Here is a 16,591-nt window from a genome sequence, read left to right on the forward strand (position 1 = left end):
CCGGCCCATCGGCCCGGAGCCTTCCCGCCGAAGACGAGCCTCCCTCGTCACGCGATGTGGCGGATCCGGCGCACGGCGAGGAAGACCAGGAGCGCCGCCAGAGCGACGAAGATGCCCGTCTCGATGCTCTGGAACACCCAGAACCGGTCACCGGGCTGGTAGAGCTGCCAGTTGTGGGAACCGGGCCCCAGGCCCTGGTGCGCCATCTGGTCCAGGCACGAACTCGCGCCGCCCTTACCCTCGCCTGTGGGCGGGCACCCCACCTGCGCGTTCTCCCTCACGAGCTTCCCGGCGCCGTCGCGCAGCCCCTGGCCGAGAATCCAGTCGCTGGACGCGGGGTTCGGCCCCCGGGTACTCGCCAGGCCGTAGTTGAGGGTCTTGGCGGGCAGGTAGTGGGATCGGCCGAGCGTTTCGACGGCGATGCGTATGACGGCGAATCCGGCGAGCGTGACCGCCATGGCCGGCAGGACCCGGCGCGCGAAGGTGCCGGCGAAGATGCCCAGCGCCACGGCGAAGAGGGTGTAGCCGATCGGCGCGATGCCCTGCACGTCGAACCAGAGGTAGCCGAATCGCCCGTTGCCATTGGCGGCCAGGGGCTCGTACCACCAGGACACCCCAACGGCGTACACGACGGCGAGGAGGACGGTGACGGCGCCCACCAGGCCGAACTTGACGAGCGCCCACCGAAGACGGCTGACACCCTGGGTCCACACGAACCGGTGGGTGCCGTGTTCCACCTCGCGGGAGATCAGCGGTGCGCCGAGGAACAGCCCCACCAGCAGTGGCAGGACCACGAAGAGGATTCCGACGAACGACAGATCCTTGAACTCGTTCTGGAACTGCAGGCTGAGGGCGTTGCAACTGTCCACGGCCTTGTTCGCGGCCAGGGCGTCCGTGCCCAGCCCGGAAAGACAGGACGCCAGGCCGGAGTTGTCGAAGGCATCGTGCATGCGCAGGCCGGTGGGGATCATGATGGCAGCGAGTACTGCCAGCCCGATCCCGGCGAAGAGAGCTTGCTTGCGATGCTGTTTCCAGGTCAGCCAGATCATGCGGTCACCTCCGAAACGGTGTGCACCGCACGGCTGTCGGCCGTGTGGAGGTAGGCGAGGACGAGGTCTTCCAGCGTCACCTCGTGCTGGGTCCAGGCCGGGTCGTCGACGGGTCGCCCTTGCGTGCGCACGAGCAGCGTGGACTGGCGGTCGGTGTGGCTGGCGTTGATGACCTGTGCCGGGCCCTCCATCGGGACGGCGTCCGGCTCGGTGCGCGGGCCGACCAACGTCCGGTGTTCGTCGAGCAGTTCGTCGATCGAGCCGGCCAGCCGGACATGTGCCTTCTGCAGCACGATCAGGTAGTCGCAGACCCGTTCCAGATCCGCCACCAGGTGTGAGGAGAGCAGCACGGTCGTGCCGCTCTCGGCGACCACGCCCATCAGCGCCTGCATGAACTCCCGCCGGGCCAGCGGGTCCAGAGCGGCGACCGGCTCGTCGAGCAGCAGCAGACGAGGCCGCTTGGCCATGGCCAGCGCGAGAGCCACCTGGGCACGCTGCCCGCCGGAGAGCTTCCCGACCGGCTTCTTGAGCGGAATGCCGAGTCGGTCGATCCGCTCACGCGCGAAGGCGGCGTCCCAGCGGCTGTTGAGCCTGCCGCCCAAGGTGATGTGGTCGGCGGCGGTGAACTCGCGGTAGAGCGGTGTGTCCTGGGCCACGAACCCGACCTCCCGCAGGACCGCGGTGTTGTTACGCGGATCCTGGCCGAAGACGCGCACCTGTCCGGCGTCGGGCCGCAGCAGTCCGACGGCGAGATGCAGGAGGGTGGACTTGCCCGCGCCGTTGGGTCCGGCGAGCCCGGCGATCCGGCCTGCGGGCAGGTGAAGGGAGCACTCCTGGAGTGCCCAGGTGCGCCCGTACCGCTTTCCGAGCGCATCGGCCGCCAACGCCATTTCCGTCATGTGCCATCCCCCAACTGATCACGCATGTCTGGTCCCCCAACTGGTCACGAGGCGTCCTCGGCCGGCGGTGCGTCGAGCGTGGTGCGCACAGTGGTGTCGATCAGCGCGGTGATGTCCTCGCGGCTCAGACCCGCGGCTCTGGCCTTGTGCAGCCAGGCGAGCAGGTCCTCCCGCAGCCCGGCCTGCTGGGCCAGGGCCGGGCCGGCGAGGGTGCCCACGAGGAAGGTGCCCACCCCGGGGCGCCCCTCTGCCAGTCCTTCGAGCTCAAGCTCGCGGTATGCCTTGAGGACGGTGTTCGGATTGATCGCCAGCGACTGAGCCACCTGACGCACCTTGGGCAGTTGGTCCCCGGGCTCGGCGAGGCCGACCCGCAGAGCCTGGCGCACCTGGAGCACAAGCTGCATGTAGGTGGCCACCCGTGAACGGCCGTCAAGTACGAACTCGATCACTACTTCTCCCGTTGTCTTACGACAGTAAGACAGCCTGCTGGCGCTGGATCCGGATGTCAAGACTGAATGTCCTACGACAGTAAGACAGGAGGGGGCCGGGACTGGCCCGCGGGAGACGGAGGAGGCTGTTTCAGCGCCCGTCGGCGTCGATGCGGCGATGGCCCGAATCCGCAGCGCCATGGTCACGGTCGGCATTCCCTTCGGATACTGGTGCCGTAGCGACGAGTACGGGCCGTGAGGAGAGGGACGACGTGGCGGACGAGCGGAACGAAGTGCCGGACAGCAGCGCCGTACGGGTTGCCCTCTGGCGGGCGTTGCATGTGCGGATCGACGCGCCACCGCACGTGTTCGAGGACGAGGTCGGCCTGGAACTGGCGGCTCCTGAGGCCGGATGGCAGGGCCGCCCGGACATGGACCCGCACGCCACCAGCGGATTCCGGGCGGCCATCGTGTCCCGCGCTCGATTCATCGAGGACCTGATCGACGAGCGGCTCGACGACGGCATCACGCAGTACGTCGTTCTGGGCGCCGGGCTCGACACGTTCGCCCAGCGCCGGCCCGAGGTCGCGGGACGCCTGCGGGTCTTCGAGATCGACCAGCCGGCGACCCAGGCCTGGAAGCGGCGGCGCCTGATCGAGCTCGGCTACGGGGTCCCCGACTGGCTGCGGCTGACGCCGGTCGACTTCGAGGCGGGCGGGGACTGGTGGGAGCAGCTGTCGGGCACCGGTTTCGATCCCGCCCGCCCGGCGGTCGTCGTGTGCACCGGCGTCACCATGTACCTCACCAAGGACGCCACCGCGGCGACCCTTCGCCGGCTCGCCGGGCTGGCCCACGGGTCGACGCTCGCCATGACGTTCATGCTGCCCGCCGAACTCCTCGACGATGCCGACCGCCCCGCACTTGAGGCGACCAAGCCGCAGGCGCAGGCAGCCGGAACTCCGTTCATCAGCTTCTACACCCCCGAGGAGATGCTGGAGCTGGCCCACGACGCCGGCTTCAAGGATGTCCGGCACGTGGCGGGAACCACCCTGGCCGACCGCTACTTCGCCGACCGGACCGACGGTCTGCGCCCGTCGAGCGGCGAGGATCTGCTGGTGGCCACGACCTGACACCCCGCACCCCCTGCGCCCCTCAGCCGCCCTTCGCCGGGCCCGTGATGTCCAGCGCCACACCCGTCTGATCGGCGAGCGTCACAGCGACGAGGCGCGCCTGGAGCGACGGGACGGGGCCTGGCCCGGGCGTGAGCATGTAGCGGCCGTTGCCGTACGCACGCAGTTCGATCTCGCCGTCCGGCCAGCCCCCGCTGTCGACGTCCCAGCGCCTGCGGCCGACCACCACGGTGCCGTCCTGTTCCAGGCGCGGCGGCCGCCCCAGGAGCGTGCCGTACTCGAATCGGCAGCCGCGCAGTCCGAGCAGCTCGGTCAGCTGTTCGCGCACGTGGCCGACGACCGCGTCCGCGGAGGTGGCGGACTGGGCGAGGTCGGCGGTCCCGTGGATCCGCGTGAGGTACTCCGCGTCGGTCACCGTGACCACCTTGAGCCGGCGCGCGCGGGCCGCGAGCTGCGACACGATCAGCCCGACGACCAGGAGCAGCACCGCCGTCTCGACGTCGTCGGAGTCGGTGATGCTGAACCGTTGGTACGGGCGGGTGAGGAAGAAGTCGAACCAGGCCGCCGCCGAGAGCGCCGCGACGGCGCCCGCCGGCCGGCTGCCGACGGCCGCCACGGCGACGACCACCACGACCAGGATCAGGGCCGCGTTGGTGGACGAGAGGTCCGTACGGAAGGGCACCAGGACGAGCGCGACGAAGAAGGGGCAGACGAGTCCGGCGGCCAGTGCGATCCGGTCCCGCACGGGGTAGCCGGTCAGCGGATTGCCGGTCATACGTGTCGCCTCCAGCTCTCGGGCACCGCCCCCAGATCTACGTATCACGGAGATGCGCCGCCCGCCCGCGAAGCCCGGGGGCAGCCGCGTGACCTGCCTTCCTTTCAAGTGTGCTGTGCGACGTGGGCACCGTCCATCGCCCCGGTCGTGGCCTCCGCCGGATGCGCTCCGCCGCCGTGCCGATCCCCCGGCCGCTGGTGACAATGGGCGGCACGGACGAGCGGCGCCGTTCCTCTCAGCGCGGAGCCGGGCGTGGGCCTGGGTCTCGCGCGCTGTGGACGTCGGCCCGGGTGTCCGTGTGATGGCCGGGACCCCGGGCTGGGCAGCACGTCAGGAGTACACCGATGGCCACCACCCACGGGCCCCGTACGAGTCGCCTGCGCGCGTGGATGCTCGAGGGCCTGTCCGACATGGCGAAGACCGCTCCGCACGGGGCGGCCGCCGCCGCGGAGCCGTCCCACAAGGGGCAGCCCTGGTGGCGCGTGATGTGTCTGACCGGCGTCGACTACTTCTCCACCCTCGGCTACCAGCCCGGCATCGCGGCTCTCGCGGCTGGTCTGCTGTCGCCGGTGGCGACCATCGTGCTGGTGATCGTCACTCTGGTGGGTGCACTGCCGGTCTACCGCCGGGTCGCGGAGGAGAGCCCGCACGGCGAGGGCTCGATCGCGATGCTGGAGCGGCTGCTGTCCTTCTGGAAGGGCAAGCTGTTCGTCCTCACCCTGCTCGGCTTCGCCGCCACCGACTTCCTCATCACCATCACCCTGTCGGCGGCGGACGCCTCCACCCACCTCGTCGAGAACCCCCATCTGAACGACACCCTGCACGACAGACAAATGGTCATCACGCTCGTACTGGTGGCCCTGCTCGGCGCGGTGTTCCTCAAAGGGTTCCTGGAGGCGATCGGCGTCGCCGTCGTCCTGGTCGGCATCTACCTGTCGCTCAACGTCGTGGTGGTGGTGACCGGCCTCTGGCACGTGATCACGAAGGAGCATGTGATCACCGACTGGTCCACGGCACTCACGGCCGAACACGGCAACGCGTTCGCCATGATCGGGGTCGCCCTGCTGGTCTTCCCCAAGCTCGCGCTCGGCCTCTCCGGCTTCGAGACCGGTGTGGCGGTCATGCCCCACGTCAAGGGCGACCCCACCGACACCGAGGAGCGGCCGGAGGGCCGTATCCGGGGCGCCAAGAAGCTGCTGACCACGGCCGCCGCGATCATGAGCGTGTTCCTCGTCTGCACGAGCTTCGTCACCACACTGCTCATCCCGGAGAAGGAGTTCGAGTCCGGCGGCCAGGCCAACGGCCGGGCGCTCGCCTATCTGGCTCACGAGTACCTCGGCAACGCCTTCGGCACGGTCTACGACATCTCCACCATCGCGATCCTGTGGTTCGCGGGCGCCTCCGCGATGGCCGGGCTCCTCAACCTGATGCCGCGCTACCTGCCGCGCTACGGCATGGCGCCGCACTGGGCCCGCGCCGTACGTCCGATGGTGATCGTCTTCACCCTGGTCGCGTTCCTGGTGACCTGGATCTTCGACGCCGACGTCGACGCCCAGGGCGGCGCCTACGCCACCGGTGTCCTCGTCCTGATCTGCTCCGCCGCGATCGCCGTCACCATCGCCGCTCGCAAGGCCCGCCAGCGCAACTGGACGATCGGCTTCGCCGTCATCTCGGCGGTGTTCCTCTACACGACGGTCGTGAACGTCATCGAGCGCCCCGACGGTGTGAAGATCGGTGCCTGTTTCATCGCCGGCATCATCCTCGTCTCGCTCCTCTCCCGACTGGCCCGCGCCTTCGAACTGCGCGTCACCCACGTCACGTTCGACTCCATGGCCGAGCGTTTCGTACGGGACATCGCCAGCCGGAAGGTCAGGTTCATCGCGAACGAGCCCGAGGCCCGCGACATCGCCGAGTACCGCGCGAAGATCGACCAGATCCGCCACGACAACGACGTCCCGCCACACGAGGACTTCGTCTTCGTCGAGGTCACGGTGCTCGACCCGTCGGAGTTCGAGGGGGATCTGAACGTGCGCGGCGAGGTGCTGCACGGCCGCTACCGGGTTCTGGCCCTGGAGGGCTCCTCGATCCCCAACGCCCTGGCCGCCCTGCTCCTGCACATCCGCGACACCACCGGCCGGGTTCCCCACATCTACTTCGAGTGGACCGAGGGCAATCCGCTCGCCAACTTCCTGCGCTTCTTCCTCTTCGGCCAGGGCGAGGTGGCCCCCGTCACCCGCGAGGTCCTGCGCGAAGCCGAACCCGACCCCGCCCGCCGGCCCCATGTCCACGTGGGCTGAACTCCCCGGCGCTTCCGTCAATCGGTTGCCGTCAGCGCTTCGCGCGCGGCGGTGAGGATCTCCTCTGAGACCGGGAATTCCCTGGTGGCGCGGGCCAGGACGAGCGCGCCGACCATCGTGCAGAGCCGGGCCATGCCGTCCTGGTCCTCGGTGGCCAGCCAGTCGGCGAAGTCGCCGACTCCCTCGCTGTACACACGGCGGGCCTCACGGTCACCCGACCCGCGTGCCATATCCGTGGCGAGTGCGGCGGCGGGACAGCCGTCCGCCGAGTTGTCGCGGTGCGCGACGGAGAGATAGCCGTCGATCAACGCCTGCTGCGCGGCATCGCGCTGCCCGTCACTCTGCTCGAGGCCGTCCGCGCGACGCCGAGTGAGCTCGTCGAACGCGTGGGCGGTAGCTTCGTCCACGAGCGCCTCCTTGGAGGCGAACTGCTTGTAGAACCCGCCATGGGTCAGGCCGGACGCCTTCATGAGCTCGGCAACGCTGACGTGCGTCCCCTTCTCCCGGAACAGCCGGGAGGCGTTCTCCACGACGCGCTCACGGTTCTCCAGCGCCCGCGCCTGCGATACGCGGCCCATGGGCCACCTCCCCATTCCCCCCATTGGATGTCAGTTGCCATCTATCCTAGACGCTGTTTAGATTGAGTATGTAATCTAATTGCCGGGACCCGGACACCGGGCCCCCGAATCGCTGGGAGCGGACATGGAACTCAAGGGCGCGGTCGCGGTCGTCACCGGGGCCAATCGAGGGCTGGGCCGCCATCTGGCCGACCAGCTCGTCCAGCGCGGAGCGAAGGTGTACGCGGCGGCGCGGCACCCCGAGAGCGTGGACCTGGCGGGCACCACCCCGCTCCGCCTGGACGTGACCGACGCGGGGTCGATCCGGGAGGCGGCTCGCATCGCATCCGACACGACCCTGCTCGTGAACAACGCCGGGATCTCCACCGGCACCACCCTCATCACCGGCGAACTGGACGCCGTACGCCTCGAGCTGGAGACGAACTTCTTCGGGCCTCTCGCCCTGACGCGGGCGTTCGCCCCGGTCATCGAGGGCAACGGCGGAGGCGCGGTCCTGAACGTGCTCTCCGCGCTGTCCTGGCTGCACCCGGCCGGTCTCGGCTCCTACGCGGCGACCAAGGCCGCCACATGGGCGCAGACGAACGCGGTACGCGAGGAACTGGCCCCCCGCGGCATCGCGGTCACCGCTCTGCACGTGGCGTACATGGACACCGACATGGCAGCCGGCGTCCCCGCCGACCAGAAGGTCGACCCCGCGGATGTGGCGGCTTCGGCACTCAACGCCGTGGCGGACGGCCTCCCCGAAATCCTCGCCGACGAAGTCACCCGACAGGTCAAGCTGAGCCTGGCCACCGCACTGAATCCGGCATGAGGCCGATCACCTCCCGGCCGTGGCCGAGCGGGGGTCATTGCGCCAGATGAAGATCTCTGTGCCCGGCTGACGCTCCGAGAACCGGCCCGACGGGGAGACATCCCGCAGCAGTTGGCACAGGTCCCTCTCGAAGGCGTCGAGGCGCGTGCCGAACAGGTGCGGCGCCGAGAACGACATCGAGAACACGCCTGCGACCACGTTGTCAGCGGTGCGTTCCAATAGCTGTCCGCCTGGCACGACGTGGTGCTGTGGTCCGGAGAATCCCGCCCGCGTGAGCACGGCCGCCTCGCCGCCCGGTGTCCCGTGCGGCAGCACGCCCCGACCGGCCCGGCGGACGGGTCCGAGATACTGCTTCACCAGTTCGTCGATGGCCGAACAGGGCACTGCCGGGTGCGGAAGCGTATCGACGGCGCGCGTGTCCGTCTCCCTCTGCGTCTTCAGGTCGGAGATGTGCGCGAGGACCCCGCCAGGCCGGAGCATGCCCCTGATGATGACCGCGACCCGGTCGCGGTCCATCCAGTGGAAGGACTGGGCGAAGGTCGCCACGTCGAACGTGCCGAGGCCTGCCGGCAGATCCTCGGCCCTGGCCCGGACCCACCGCGTCTTCCCGGCCACGCCCTGACCGTCGGCTTCTCGCGTGGCTTCGGAGATCATCCCGCCGTCCGGGTCCACGCCGACGATCTCGCTGAACAGATGCGCCAGGCTCAGGGCGATGACGCCCGGTCCGCATCCGACATCGATGAGCCTCCCGCGCCCGTCAAGCCTCAGAACCCCGGCGAGTGTGTCCGCCAGCCCGGGGGCGTACGGCAGTCGCCCGAGGCGGTAGTAGCGAGCGGTGCCTGCGAACAGGGTGTCGTCCCACTCCCATCGACCCCCCATCCCCGCCCACCGCCCGTCATAGAGTTCACGCACATGTCCGGCGAGCCGATGATTCCACGTCCGGCTGCCGGCAGCGTCTCGTCGCATCCCGTTTCCCGATGAGGTCGTCAGCCCCTCGGCCGTCGTCGACTACCGGCCGCAGTGGCCCCTGGAATTCGACCAGTTGGCCCGGAAGTTGCGTGCGACCATGGGTGTCTCCGGGAGAACACCGGGCCCAACGCCCGCTACGCGCTCCTGTTCCGCGACTATCTGCGAGCCGACGAGCCGGCACGGCGGGCATGGGGAGCGTTCCAAGCAGCGGCTGGGGGCGAGTGTGCCCGGCCTGTTCGACCACGGACAGATCAAGGCGACCGCCACCGAGATCCTGATGGCCGCGGCCGAGCGGTGGGCGACGGACACCACCTGGACCGTCCCACCGCCGCAGACCCCGACGGCGTCCGAATGACAACGGACAGTGGGGGCGCCTACCCCCGCCCCGCATCCCCACTCCATGATTTCGATCATGGGTAATCCGCGTGCTTCGCCCTAGCATGGCGCGCCGTGAACAGACACCCGATGCGCAAGAAGCCCGTCCTCCTCGGAGCGGCGGGCGCCCTCACCGGCGCGGTGGTCGCCGCGGGCGCCCTGTGGCCGGACACCGAGGCCACGGCGGCGGACGGCGCACAGCAGCGTGCCGTGGCGGCGGAGCTCAAGCACTGGCCGGCGCCCGTGGCGAAGAAGCTGGCGAAGGTCATCGCCGCGCATGACCACCAGGGCGCGTACGCGGTCTTCGACGCGGACAACACCACGTACCGCAACGACCTCGAAGAGGCCCTGCTCCCCTTCCTGGGGATGAAGGGCGTCCTGACGCGCGACACCATGGACCCGTCCTTGAAGATCATTCCTTTCAAGGACACGGCCACGCACAAGGAGACGCTGACCGAGTACTACGCCCGTCTGTGCGACATCGACGACCAGGTCTCGTACCCGTGGGCCGCGCAGATCTTCTCCGGCTTCACGCTGAAGCAACTCAAGGGCTACATCGACGAGTTGCTGGCCTACGACAAGCCGCTGCCGGGCGGGGCGAAGCCGCCGCAGTTCTCGACGGGCATGCAGGAGCTCTACCGCACGCTGAGCAAGCACGGCATCAAGGTGTACGTGGTGAGCGCTGCGAGTGAGGACCTCGTACGGATGGTGCTCGCCGACCCCAAGTACGGCTACGGCGTCCGGCCCGAGAACGTACTCGGCGTCTCCGCCCTGCTCAAGGACCGCAAGACGGGTGAAGTGACCAGCTCCCGCAAGGAGATCGCGGCCGGCCACTACGACCAGGCGAAGCTCGCCGACCGTGAACTGACGCCCACCCTCTGGGCGCCGGCCACCTGGTACGAGGGCAAGCCCGCCGCGATCAGCACGTATATCGACGCCTGGCAGAAGCCCGTCCTGGCCGCGGGCGACACCCCGAAGAGCGACGGCCCGATGCTGCTGCGGTCGACGGACGTGGAGCACGGCGGCGTGCGCGTGTGGGTCAACCGCAAGGACAGCTACATGAAGGAGATCGACGGTATGAAGGCCGCGGGCGCGAAACGGCAGAAGGAGCTCGGCCAGAAGGTCACGGCGGACAAGCAGTGGCTGACGGTGACGCCGGAGCAGATCCGCTGACGCCGGCCGGGACGCGGTCGGTCACAGGGGGGAGAAGAGCGGGGAGCGGTCCCTGCGTCATGTCGTCCAGTAGTCGCGCTGCGGCAGTTCGACCCACGTGTCCGGCGGGCCTGTGACGGCGCGCGCGTCGGTCAGGCGCAGGCCCGCATAAGCGCACGAGTATGCCACCGCGTTGTAGTGGAAGAGGTAGGAGACCAGGACTTCTTCCGACGTGTCGCCGTGGTCCGGCCCACCGCCTGGGTGGAGGTCCGAACCTTCGATGACCCCGTCGCGCGCGATGATGCCCTGGTTGCCGCTCTTGGGGTTGGCGTACAGGCCGTAGGCGTAGGTGCCGGTGGACAGCGCGGTCATGACGCCCGGCATCTGGGGCGCGTAGCCCCAGGGCTGGGTGACGACGCACCCTCCTGGCACGGTCGTCACGCCGATGATCTGGAGGCTCTCGTCCATGTCATAGGCGTAGGGGTCGTCCAGGAGTTCTTCGAGGTCCTCGTCTTCCGCGGGCTTCGCGTCCAGGCGGCGGATCGCCTCCTGCGCGTCGATCCCGGCCACGCAGGCGAGGCCCGTGCCCTCGTAGTGGAAGGTGCCCAGGGCCTCGACGAGGCGTCTGCCCTCCCGGGCCACCGTGCGCTCCGCCTCGGTCAGCCCGCGTTCGCCTTCGGGCACCGGGAACAGGTCCGGTGTCGGACCGGCCAGGCCGATCCGGCCGGGCGACCAACCGCCGAACTGGAGTCGCCAGGGATCGGCCCCGGCCGCGGCCAACGCCCTTGCGTTGTCGGGCCGGTTCCCGATGACCGCCTCCCACAGCGCGGTCGTACCGGCGTCGAACGCGTCCACATCCCGTACGCGTCGCGCCAGTTCCGCCACGACCTCCGGTGAGCCGAAGGCCGCCGCCCGGTGCAAGGGCCGTCCTCCGCCCCAGACTTCGGGATCGGCCCCCCGATCGAGGCGCCGCCGGACGTTGTCGGCGTCCCGCCAGTCGTCCCACCTCATGCCGGCCCAGCCGCTGCTGACCTCTGCCATCGTCCGCCCCCTCCAGTGCTTGCACGGGCAGTTCGTCGCACCGCCCCCGCACGAACACCATGGCAGAGGGGTCTGACAACGCGGGCCCTGCCGCGGTCGATCAGCCGAGGGGCACGTCCGCCGAGCGCGACGAAACGGCGTCGAGGGAGGCGACCATGGCCTCGTCGAGTGCGATCGCGCCCGCCGCGATGTTGGCCTCGAGATGATCGGGGTCCGCGGTCCCCGGGATGAGCAGCGTGTTCGGGGAGTGCTGGAGCAGCCAGGCCAGACCGACCTGCGACGGCGTCCTGCCGAGGGACTGCGCGGCGGCCAGGACCGCAGGCTCCTCCGTCACCTTCGGAATGCCGGGGAACGCGCCGCCGAGCGGGAAGTACGGCACCCAGGCGATGCCCTCGGCGGCGCAGATCTCCACCATGGTCTCGTCGTCGCGCGCCACGAGGCTGTACGCGTTCTGCACGCACACGATGCCCGCCGGGATCGCCCGGCGCAGGCCCTCGGCCGTCACGCTGCTCAGTCCGATCGCGCCGATCATGCCCTCGTCGCGCATCGCGGTCATGGCCGCGAGCTGGTCGTCGATGTCGACCACCTGGTCGCCCTCGGCCCGGATCCCGGGTCCGGAGTCGAGCCGCCGCAGGTTCACCACAGGGACCTGGTCGACACCCAGGGATGTGAGGTTGTCCTCGACGCTCGCCCGGAGTTCCTCGGGCCGCTGCGCGGGGCGCAGGGGGATGCGACCGCCCGGATCGGGGTCAGCGCCGACCTTGCTCACGACGAGTACGCCGTCCTCGGGGCGGAGCGCTTCGCGCAGAAGCCCGTTGACGAAGGCATTGCCGTAGAAGTGGGCTGTGTCGACGTGGTCGATGCCGAGCTCGACGGCCCGGCGCAGGAGGGCGAGTCCGGCGCGGCGATCGTCGCGCAGTCGCTCGAGCTGCATCGCTCCGAAGCCGACGCGCGAGACCGTGCGGCCCGCGAGCTGTCCGGGGCCGCCGGGGCGTGCCGCGCCCGTGGCCGTGGTGTCGTAAGCGGAAGAGGGAGTGCCGGCGGTCGTCATAGGAAGTCGCTCCTGTGGGACGATTGGCTAAGCGGAGGAACCTCCGCTCTATCGACGGTAGCACTACCGGAGGGACCTCCGCTTTGACTCCGCCGGAACCGACGCCCACCGGCGCGCCCGCAGACACGCCTCAACCCGCCGAGCGCGGCGAACGCCCCCTGCGCGCCGATGCCCGGCGCAACCGCGAGAACCTCGTCGCTGTAGCACGGGCAGTCTTCGCCGCCGCCGACGGCACCGTCGCCTTGGAGGGCATCGCCCGCGAGGCAGGTGTCGGGATCGGCACGCTCTATCGCCACTTCCCCACGCGCGAGGCGCTCGTCGAGGCCGTCTACGCCGCCGAGCTCGACGCCGTCACCACGAGCGCCCCCGCGCTGCTCGAGGAGTTCCCGCCCGATGTCGCGCTCCGCGCCTGGCTCGACAACTACGCGAAGTTCACGGCGACGAAGCGCGGGATGATCGACACGCTGCGCGCCGGCTGGGCCTCGGGACGGATCACGACGCCGACCACGCGCGAACGGATCACGGCCGCGATCGGCACGATCCTGACCGCGGGAGCGAAAGCGGGCTCGCTGCGCGGGGACGTCGACCCGGATGACGTCACCGCGATCGTCCTCGGAGCGTTCCTGTCGACGGCCGCCAACAGCAACACGCCGGAGCAGACGGGCCGGCTGCTCGACCTGGTCGTCGACGCCGTGCGGCCGAAGGCGCACCCTTAGGGGCGACGGGGCCGGTGGGTCACTCCGCGTCGAACCGGCCCAGCAGCTCCAACGTCGTGTCCAGCGCCGCCTCCAGATGGGCGATGCTGCCGGTGGCCATGAGGACGGCCACCCCGCCCTGCACCGTGGCGACCAGGGCGGCCGCCGTACGGTCGGCGTCCAGCGCGGGGTCCATCCGCCCACCGCCCTGCATGCACCGCACACCGTCCCTCAGCGCGGACTGCCACTGGGCGAGCAGTTGCCCGGTCAGCTGCCGCGAGGCGGGCGTTCTGCGGCCCAGCTCGGTCATGAGCACGCCCAAGGGGCAGTTGACGCCCTGTCGTTCGTAGCGCCGGACGACCGCGTCGCGCCAGTCGCTCCACGCCTGCCAGGTGTCGAGGCGGCCGAGGTCGTCCAGGTGGGGCTGCTGGTCCTCCAGGATCCGTTCCGCCTCCAGGGCGGCGACGGCGAGGAGCAGCTCGTCCTTGCCGCCGGGGAAATAGTGGAAGATCTGGCTCTTGCTGGTCGCGGTGCGGGCGCGGATGTCGTCGAGCGTGGTCGTGGCGGCGCCCCGCTCCCTGATCTCGGCGGCCGCACCCTTGACGATGCGCAGCCGGGTGGCGGCACCCTTCGCGGTGAGGCGCGCTGCCGTCGTCCCGCTGGAGTTCATGGATTCCCTCGCTGCCGCTGTGGACCTGCTGGTCCATTTTACGCGGAAGCCGCGAGGCCAGTCATGGTGCAGCGGCCGGGCCGGTACGGAACTGGGCCCGCCCAGGAGTTCCCGGGCGGGCCCAGCCGTGGTGCTCCGGCGTCAGATCAGTCGTTGGAGCAGTGGTTGCCGAGCGCGGGGTTCAGCAGACCGATGACGCTGACCGAGTTGCCGCAGGCGTTGATCGGAATGTCGATCGGTACCTGGACGACGTTGCCGGCGATCAAACCGGGCGAGTTGACGGCGAAGCCGTCCGCGTCGCTGTCGGCGCTGGCCACGCCGGCTCCTGCGAGGACGGTGGCGGCGCCCAGAGCGGCAGTGACGATAAAGGTCCGGATACGCATTCTTCTCCTCGAGTGAGATGACGGTACTTCCGGACCAATAACACCCCCCTCACCCGCCACGCGCGATTCATTGCACCCATCGGGGGCGTGGCGACGACCCGGCGCAGCGAGGCGGTCAGCTCGGGAACATCCCCGCCGTCGCGTTGATCCACGTACCCGTGATCGAGGAGGCCGCGTCCGATGCGAGGAAGGTCGCGAGCGCGGCGATGTCCGCGATCCTCGGTGAACGCTTCGTCATACGCAGGCTGTCGAGGTGGGCGAGTACCCCCTGGAGGGCCTCCTCGTCCATGTCCGGGGCGCCGGCCCCCGCCAGCTTCTCCGGTGTCAGCGTGTCCGCGACACCTGCGGTCCAGATGCCCAGGGCACGCACGCCGGACGGGCCGAGCTCCTGCGCGAGCTGGCGGATCAGCGCGTCCATCGCGCCGTCGGCGGCGCCGGTGCCGCCCAGCATCGGGGTGCCGTTCTTGGAGCCGCTGTCGAGGGAGAGGATCACTCCCCCGCCCTGGTCGACCATGCGCCGGGCGGCGGCTCGCGCGGTGATGAACTGGCAGGAGATGCCCTGCACGACCGGCCGCGTGTAGTCGTCGACGGACATCTCCGTGAGCGGGATGCCCTGGAGGTCGCCTCGCGGCACGAGGTTGAAGGAGATGTCGATCCGGCCGGCCCGCTCGACCACCGCGTCAGCCTGCGCCTCCACGGCCGCTTCGTCCAGCGCGTCGACGACGTCGTACTCCGCGCCCACCTCGGCCGAAGCCTTCCGCAGGGTCTCCTCCGTACGCCCCGCAAGGAAGACCCGCGCGCCCGCGTCCGCGTACGCCCGCGCCACACCCGCTCCCAGGGAGCCGGCTCCGCCGTAGATGACCGCGACCTTGTCCTTCAGCGCGTCCGTGAGCATGGGGCGTCGTCCTCTCCTCGGCCGGACGCCGCGTGCGTCCGCTGTTTCATAGGACTCATCGTCCGCCGAAACTCATCGCCGCACCGGCAGATTGTTCAGAGAAGCGGCACCCCATGGGGTGAAGCTTGCGGGCCCGCCCGTTCGCCGCCGAGGACATGTGGGAGGGGTATGGCCGTACCTCCCGCCATCGGAACGAGGTCGTCACATGCTCCGCACCAGGTTCCTGTCCGTCGCCGCCGCATCCCTGTTCGCCTGGTTCGGTCCGGCGGCCTCAGCGGTCTCCGAACCGCCCGATGCCACGGTCACCGTCACGTCGCCGGCCGCCGACTCCGTGCACCCCGTGGACAGCAGTCTCTTCGTGCGGTGGCACAACGACACCGGACAGGAGGTCGACGTCTGGCTGACGCAGGGCGACGGTGACGGCGGGGCGCAGCGCCTGTTCAAGCTGGCCTCGAAAGCGAGCAGCAAACCGGAGACCGAGCTGGTCGCGGCGGTGCCCCCGGTGCCGGACGGCGCCGATTACACCGTCGAGGTCACGACCCGGGACACGGGTGTACGCGGCTACAGCGCCCCCTTCAAGGTGGGCCCGGTTCCAGCCGGCGACCCGGCCGTCGGCTCCGGCTCCGGCTCCGGCTCCGGCTCCGGCTCCGAAAAGATCGCCTCGCCGCTCAGCTGGCTTCAGGCGCAGGAGGGGCACAGCCCTCGGTAGGTCACCTCGACCTTGGACACTCTGAAGCCGAAGCGCTCCTGCACTGGGAGGCCGGACAGCGGGTCGCCGGTCGGATGGACGTCGCGGATGATTCCGCAGCCGGAGCACACCAAGTGCTGGTGCGGCCGGTGCGCGTTCGGGTCGTAGCGCTTCGCCCGGCCGTCAGTGGAGACCTCTATGACCTCGCCCAGCGCGACCAGCTCGCCCAGCGCGTTGTACACGGTCGCTCTGGAGATCTCGGGCAGCCGCTGCACCGCGCGGGCGTGCACCTCGTCGGCCGTGAGATGCACATGATCACCGTCGAGAACCTCCGCCACGACGCGCCGCTGAGAGGTCATCCGCCAGCCACGTCCCCGCAATCGCTCAAGCAGGCCACTCATATCGGTTCACCTTTTCAGGTTGGGTGGGATACCCGAGGTTGACCGGCGCACTCCCGGTCCCATCGGAAATGCGGTTGGTGCACTTCTTGACTTGGATTCTGTCCATCGTAGGATCGGTTATGGCGATAGCCAAGGGACAGGAAGACTCCAGTGCGGCAGGAGACAGAAGTTGATCAGCTCCGAGGGGCGCGCGATCGCGCGTCGGTCGTCGCCCTCTCCACGCCGCTTGAGGCCCACCGCGCACTCGACGCGGCCGAATTCGTACCGCTTCGCCTCACCTTGAGTCGTAGTGTCGAACTGTCCC

19 protein-coding genes are annotated in these 16,591 nt (G+C 69.8%); 7 read left to right on the forward strand and 12 right to left on the reverse strand.

Annotated features, from left to right (window positions below; genetic code table 11):
* Positions 1-47: 47 nt before the first annotated feature.
* Genes ACWIGU_RS14650 through ACWIGU_RS14660 form a run of 3 tightly spaced genes read right to left on the reverse strand, consistent with a single transcriptional unit; the run spans position 48 to position 2,397 of the window.
* Positions 48-1,049, reverse strand: coding sequence for an ABC transporter permease (locus ACWIGU_RS14650; protein WP_454400788.1), 1,002 nt, complete (start codon positions 1,047-1,049; stop codon positions 48-50).
* Positions 1,046-1,948 carry an ABC transporter ATP-binding protein gene (locus tag ACWIGU_RS14655; protein ID WP_454400790.1) on the reverse strand — a complete coding sequence of 301 codons (903 nt, stop codon included), beginning with the start codon at positions 1,946-1,948 and terminating at the stop codon, positions 1,046-1,048. The genes ACWIGU_RS14650 and ACWIGU_RS14655 overlap by 4 nt, the downstream gene beginning before the upstream one ends.
* 44 nt (positions 1,949-1,992) lie before the next feature.
* On the reverse strand, positions 1,993-2,397 hold the full coding sequence (locus ACWIGU_RS14660; protein ID WP_454400792.1) for a GntR family transcriptional regulator: 405 nt from the start codon (positions 2,395-2,397) through the stop codon (positions 1,993-1,995).
* Between the two features lie 251 nt (positions 2,398-2,648).
* Here ACWIGU_RS14660 and ACWIGU_RS14665 point away from each other — a divergent pair, with 251 nt between their 5' ends.
* On the forward strand, positions 2,649-3,506 hold the full coding sequence (locus tag ACWIGU_RS14665) for a class I SAM-dependent methyltransferase (protein ID WP_454400794.1): 858 nt from the start codon (positions 2,649-2,651) through the stop codon (positions 3,504-3,506).
* A gap of 22 nt (positions 3,507-3,528) precedes the next feature.
* Here the strand turns inward: ACWIGU_RS14665 and ACWIGU_RS14670 are convergent, their stop codons facing one another.
* Positions 3,529-4,281 carry a DUF4118 domain-containing protein gene (locus ACWIGU_RS14670; RefSeq protein ID WP_454400796.1) on the reverse strand — a complete coding sequence of 251 codons (753 nt, stop codon included), beginning with the start codon at positions 4,279-4,281 and terminating at the stop codon, positions 3,529-3,531.
* Positions 4,282-4,625: 344 nt separating this feature from the next.
* Between ACWIGU_RS14670 and ACWIGU_RS14675 the strand changes: the two genes are divergently transcribed.
* Complete coding sequence (locus ACWIGU_RS14675; protein WP_454400798.1) at positions 4,626-6,578, forward strand: amino acid transporter; 1,953 nt, start codon at positions 4,626-4,628, stop codon at positions 6,576-6,578.
* 17 nt (positions 6,579-6,595) lie between these two features.
* On the opposite strand, the gene ACWIGU_RS14680 is transcribed toward ACWIGU_RS14675, so the two are convergent.
* Positions 6,596-7,156, reverse strand: coding sequence for a TetR/AcrR family transcriptional regulator (locus ACWIGU_RS14680; protein WP_454400800.1), 561 nt, complete (start codon positions 7,154-7,156; stop codon positions 6,596-6,598).
* A 124-nt stretch (positions 7,157-7,280) separates the two neighbouring features.
* On the opposite strand from ACWIGU_RS14680, the gene ACWIGU_RS14685 reads away from it, so the two are divergent.
* Entirely contained in the window at positions 7,281-7,967 is a 687-nt protein-coding gene (locus ACWIGU_RS14685; RefSeq protein WP_454400802.1) for an SDR family oxidoreductase, read from the forward strand.
* Between the two features lie 6 nt (positions 7,968-7,973).
* Here the strand turns inward: ACWIGU_RS14685 and ACWIGU_RS14690 are convergent, their stop codons facing one another.
* Entirely contained in the window at positions 7,974-8,846 is an 873-nt protein-coding gene (locus ACWIGU_RS14690; RefSeq protein WP_454400804.1) for a class I SAM-dependent methyltransferase, read from the reverse strand.
* A gap of 313 nt (positions 8,847-9,159) precedes the next feature.
* Here ACWIGU_RS14690 and ACWIGU_RS14695 point away from each other — a divergent pair, with 313 nt between their 5' ends.
* Positions 9,160-9,291, forward strand: a complete 132-nt coding sequence (locus ACWIGU_RS14695) for a hypothetical protein (protein WP_454400806.1) — start codon at positions 9,160-9,162, stop codon at positions 9,289-9,291.
* Between the two features lie 95 nt (positions 9,292-9,386).
* Positions 9,387-10,484: a haloacid dehalogenase-like hydrolase gene (locus tag ACWIGU_RS14700; RefSeq protein WP_454400808.1), complete on the forward strand. Its 1,098-nt coding sequence runs from the start codon at positions 9,387-9,389 to the stop codon at positions 10,482-10,484.
* 57 nt (positions 10,485-10,541) lie between these two features.
* Here the strand turns inward: ACWIGU_RS14700 and ACWIGU_RS14705 are convergent, their stop codons facing one another.
* Positions 10,542-11,504: an ankyrin repeat domain-containing protein gene (locus ACWIGU_RS14705; RefSeq protein ID WP_454400810.1), complete on the reverse strand. Its 963-nt coding sequence runs from the start codon at positions 11,502-11,504 to the stop codon at positions 10,542-10,544.
* A gap of 100 nt (positions 11,505-11,604) precedes the next feature.
* Positions 11,605-12,555 (reverse strand): aldo/keto reductase, encoded by a 951-nt coding sequence (locus tag ACWIGU_RS14710; protein ID WP_454400812.1) that lies wholly within the window; start codon positions 12,553-12,555, stop codon positions 11,605-11,607.
* 83 nt (positions 12,556-12,638) lie between these two features.
* On the opposite strand from ACWIGU_RS14710, the gene ACWIGU_RS14715 reads away from it, so the two are divergent.
* Positions 12,639-13,271, forward strand: coding sequence for a TetR/AcrR family transcriptional regulator (locus ACWIGU_RS14715; protein WP_454400814.1), 633 nt, complete (start codon positions 12,639-12,641; stop codon positions 13,269-13,271).
* Positions 13,272-13,290: 19 nt separating this feature from the next.
* Here ACWIGU_RS14715 and ACWIGU_RS14720 read toward each other — a convergent pair whose 3' ends face one another.
* The 3 genes from ACWIGU_RS14720 to ACWIGU_RS14730 form a co-directional block, all read right to left on the reverse strand.
* Positions 13,291-13,920, reverse strand: coding sequence for a TetR/AcrR family transcriptional regulator (locus tag ACWIGU_RS14720; RefSeq protein ID WP_454400816.1), 630 nt, complete (start codon positions 13,918-13,920; stop codon positions 13,291-13,293).
* Between the two features lie 146 nt (positions 13,921-14,066).
* A complete protein-coding gene (locus ACWIGU_RS14725) occupies positions 14,067-14,303 on the reverse strand; it encodes a chaplin (RefSeq protein ID WP_454400818.1) in 237 nt (78 codons plus the stop codon).
* Between the two features lie 115 nt (positions 14,304-14,418).
* Positions 14,419-15,198: an SDR family NAD(P)-dependent oxidoreductase gene (locus ACWIGU_RS14730; protein ID WP_454400819.1), complete on the reverse strand. Its 780-nt coding sequence runs from the start codon at positions 15,196-15,198 to the stop codon at positions 14,419-14,421.
* Between the two features lie 205 nt (positions 15,199-15,403).
* Here ACWIGU_RS14730 and ACWIGU_RS14735 point away from each other — a divergent pair, with 205 nt between their 5' ends.
* Positions 15,404-15,907 (forward strand): Ser-Thr-rich GPI-anchored membrane family protein, encoded by a 504-nt coding sequence (locus ACWIGU_RS14735; protein ID WP_454400821.1) that lies wholly within the window; start codon positions 15,404-15,406, stop codon positions 15,905-15,907.
* Here ACWIGU_RS14735 and ACWIGU_RS14740 read toward each other — a convergent pair.
* Positions 15,877-16,287 (reverse strand): Fur family transcriptional regulator, encoded by a 411-nt coding sequence (locus ACWIGU_RS14740; protein WP_454400823.1) that lies wholly within the window; start codon positions 16,285-16,287, stop codon positions 15,877-15,879. The genes ACWIGU_RS14735 and ACWIGU_RS14740 overlap by 31 nt on opposite strands.
* Positions 16,288-16,591 lie beyond the last annotated feature (304 nt).

Source organism: Streptomyces sp. NPDC055400 (assembly GCF_053644375.1).

Bases quoted from the DNA above. Each gene is read 5' to 3' on its own strand.
- ACWIGU_RS14705 (WP_454400810.1), bottom strand. From the start codon at position 11,504: ATGGCAGAGGTCAGCAGCGGCTGGGCCGGCATGAGGTGGGACGACTGG.
- ACWIGU_RS14710 (WP_454400812.1), bottom strand. From the start codon at position 12,555: ATGACGACCGCCGGCACTCCCTCTTCCGCTTACGACACCACGGCCACG.
- ACWIGU_RS14655 (WP_454400790.1), bottom strand. From the start codon at position 1,948: ATGACGGAAATGGCGTTGGCGGCCGATGCGCTCGGAAAGCGGTACGGG.
- ACWIGU_RS14730 (WP_454400819.1), bottom strand. From the start codon at position 15,198: ATGCTCACGGACGCGCTGAAGGACAAGGTCGCGGTCATCTACGGCGGA.
- ACWIGU_RS14740 (WP_454400823.1), bottom strand. From the start codon at position 16,287: ATGAGTGGCCTGCTTGAGCGATTGCGGGGACGTGGCTGGCGGATGACC.
- ACWIGU_RS14735 (WP_454400821.1), top strand. From the start codon at position 15,404: ATGCTCCGCACCAGGTTCCTGTCCGTCGCCGCCGCATCCCTGTTCGCC.
- ACWIGU_RS14690 (WP_454400804.1), bottom strand. From the start codon at position 8,846: ATGGGGGGTCGATGGGAGTGGGACGACACCCTGTTCGCAGGCACCGCT.
- ACWIGU_RS14720 (WP_454400816.1), bottom strand. From the start codon at position 13,920: ATGAACTCCAGCGGGACGACGGCAGCGCGCCTCACCGCGAAGGGTGCC.
- ACWIGU_RS14725 (WP_454400818.1), bottom strand. From the start codon at position 14,303: ATGCGTATCCGGACCTTTATCGTCACTGCCGCTCTGGGCGCCGCCACC.
- ACWIGU_RS14670 (WP_454400796.1), bottom strand. From the start codon at position 4,281: ATGACCGGCAATCCGCTGACCGGCTACCCCGTGCGGGACCGGATCGCA.
- ACWIGU_RS14680 (WP_454400800.1), bottom strand. From the start codon at position 7,156: ATGGGCCGCGTATCGCAGGCGCGGGCGCTGGAGAACCGTGAGCGCGTC.
- ACWIGU_RS14650 (WP_454400788.1), bottom strand. From the start codon at position 1,049: ATGATCTGGCTGACCTGGAAACAGCATCGCAAGCAAGCTCTCTTCGCC.
- ACWIGU_RS14675 (WP_454400798.1), top strand. From the start codon at position 4,626: ATGGCCACCACCCACGGGCCCCGTACGAGTCGCCTGCGCGCGTGGATG.
- ACWIGU_RS14685 (WP_454400802.1), top strand. From the start codon at position 7,281: ATGGAACTCAAGGGCGCGGTCGCGGTCGTCACCGGGGCCAATCGAGGG.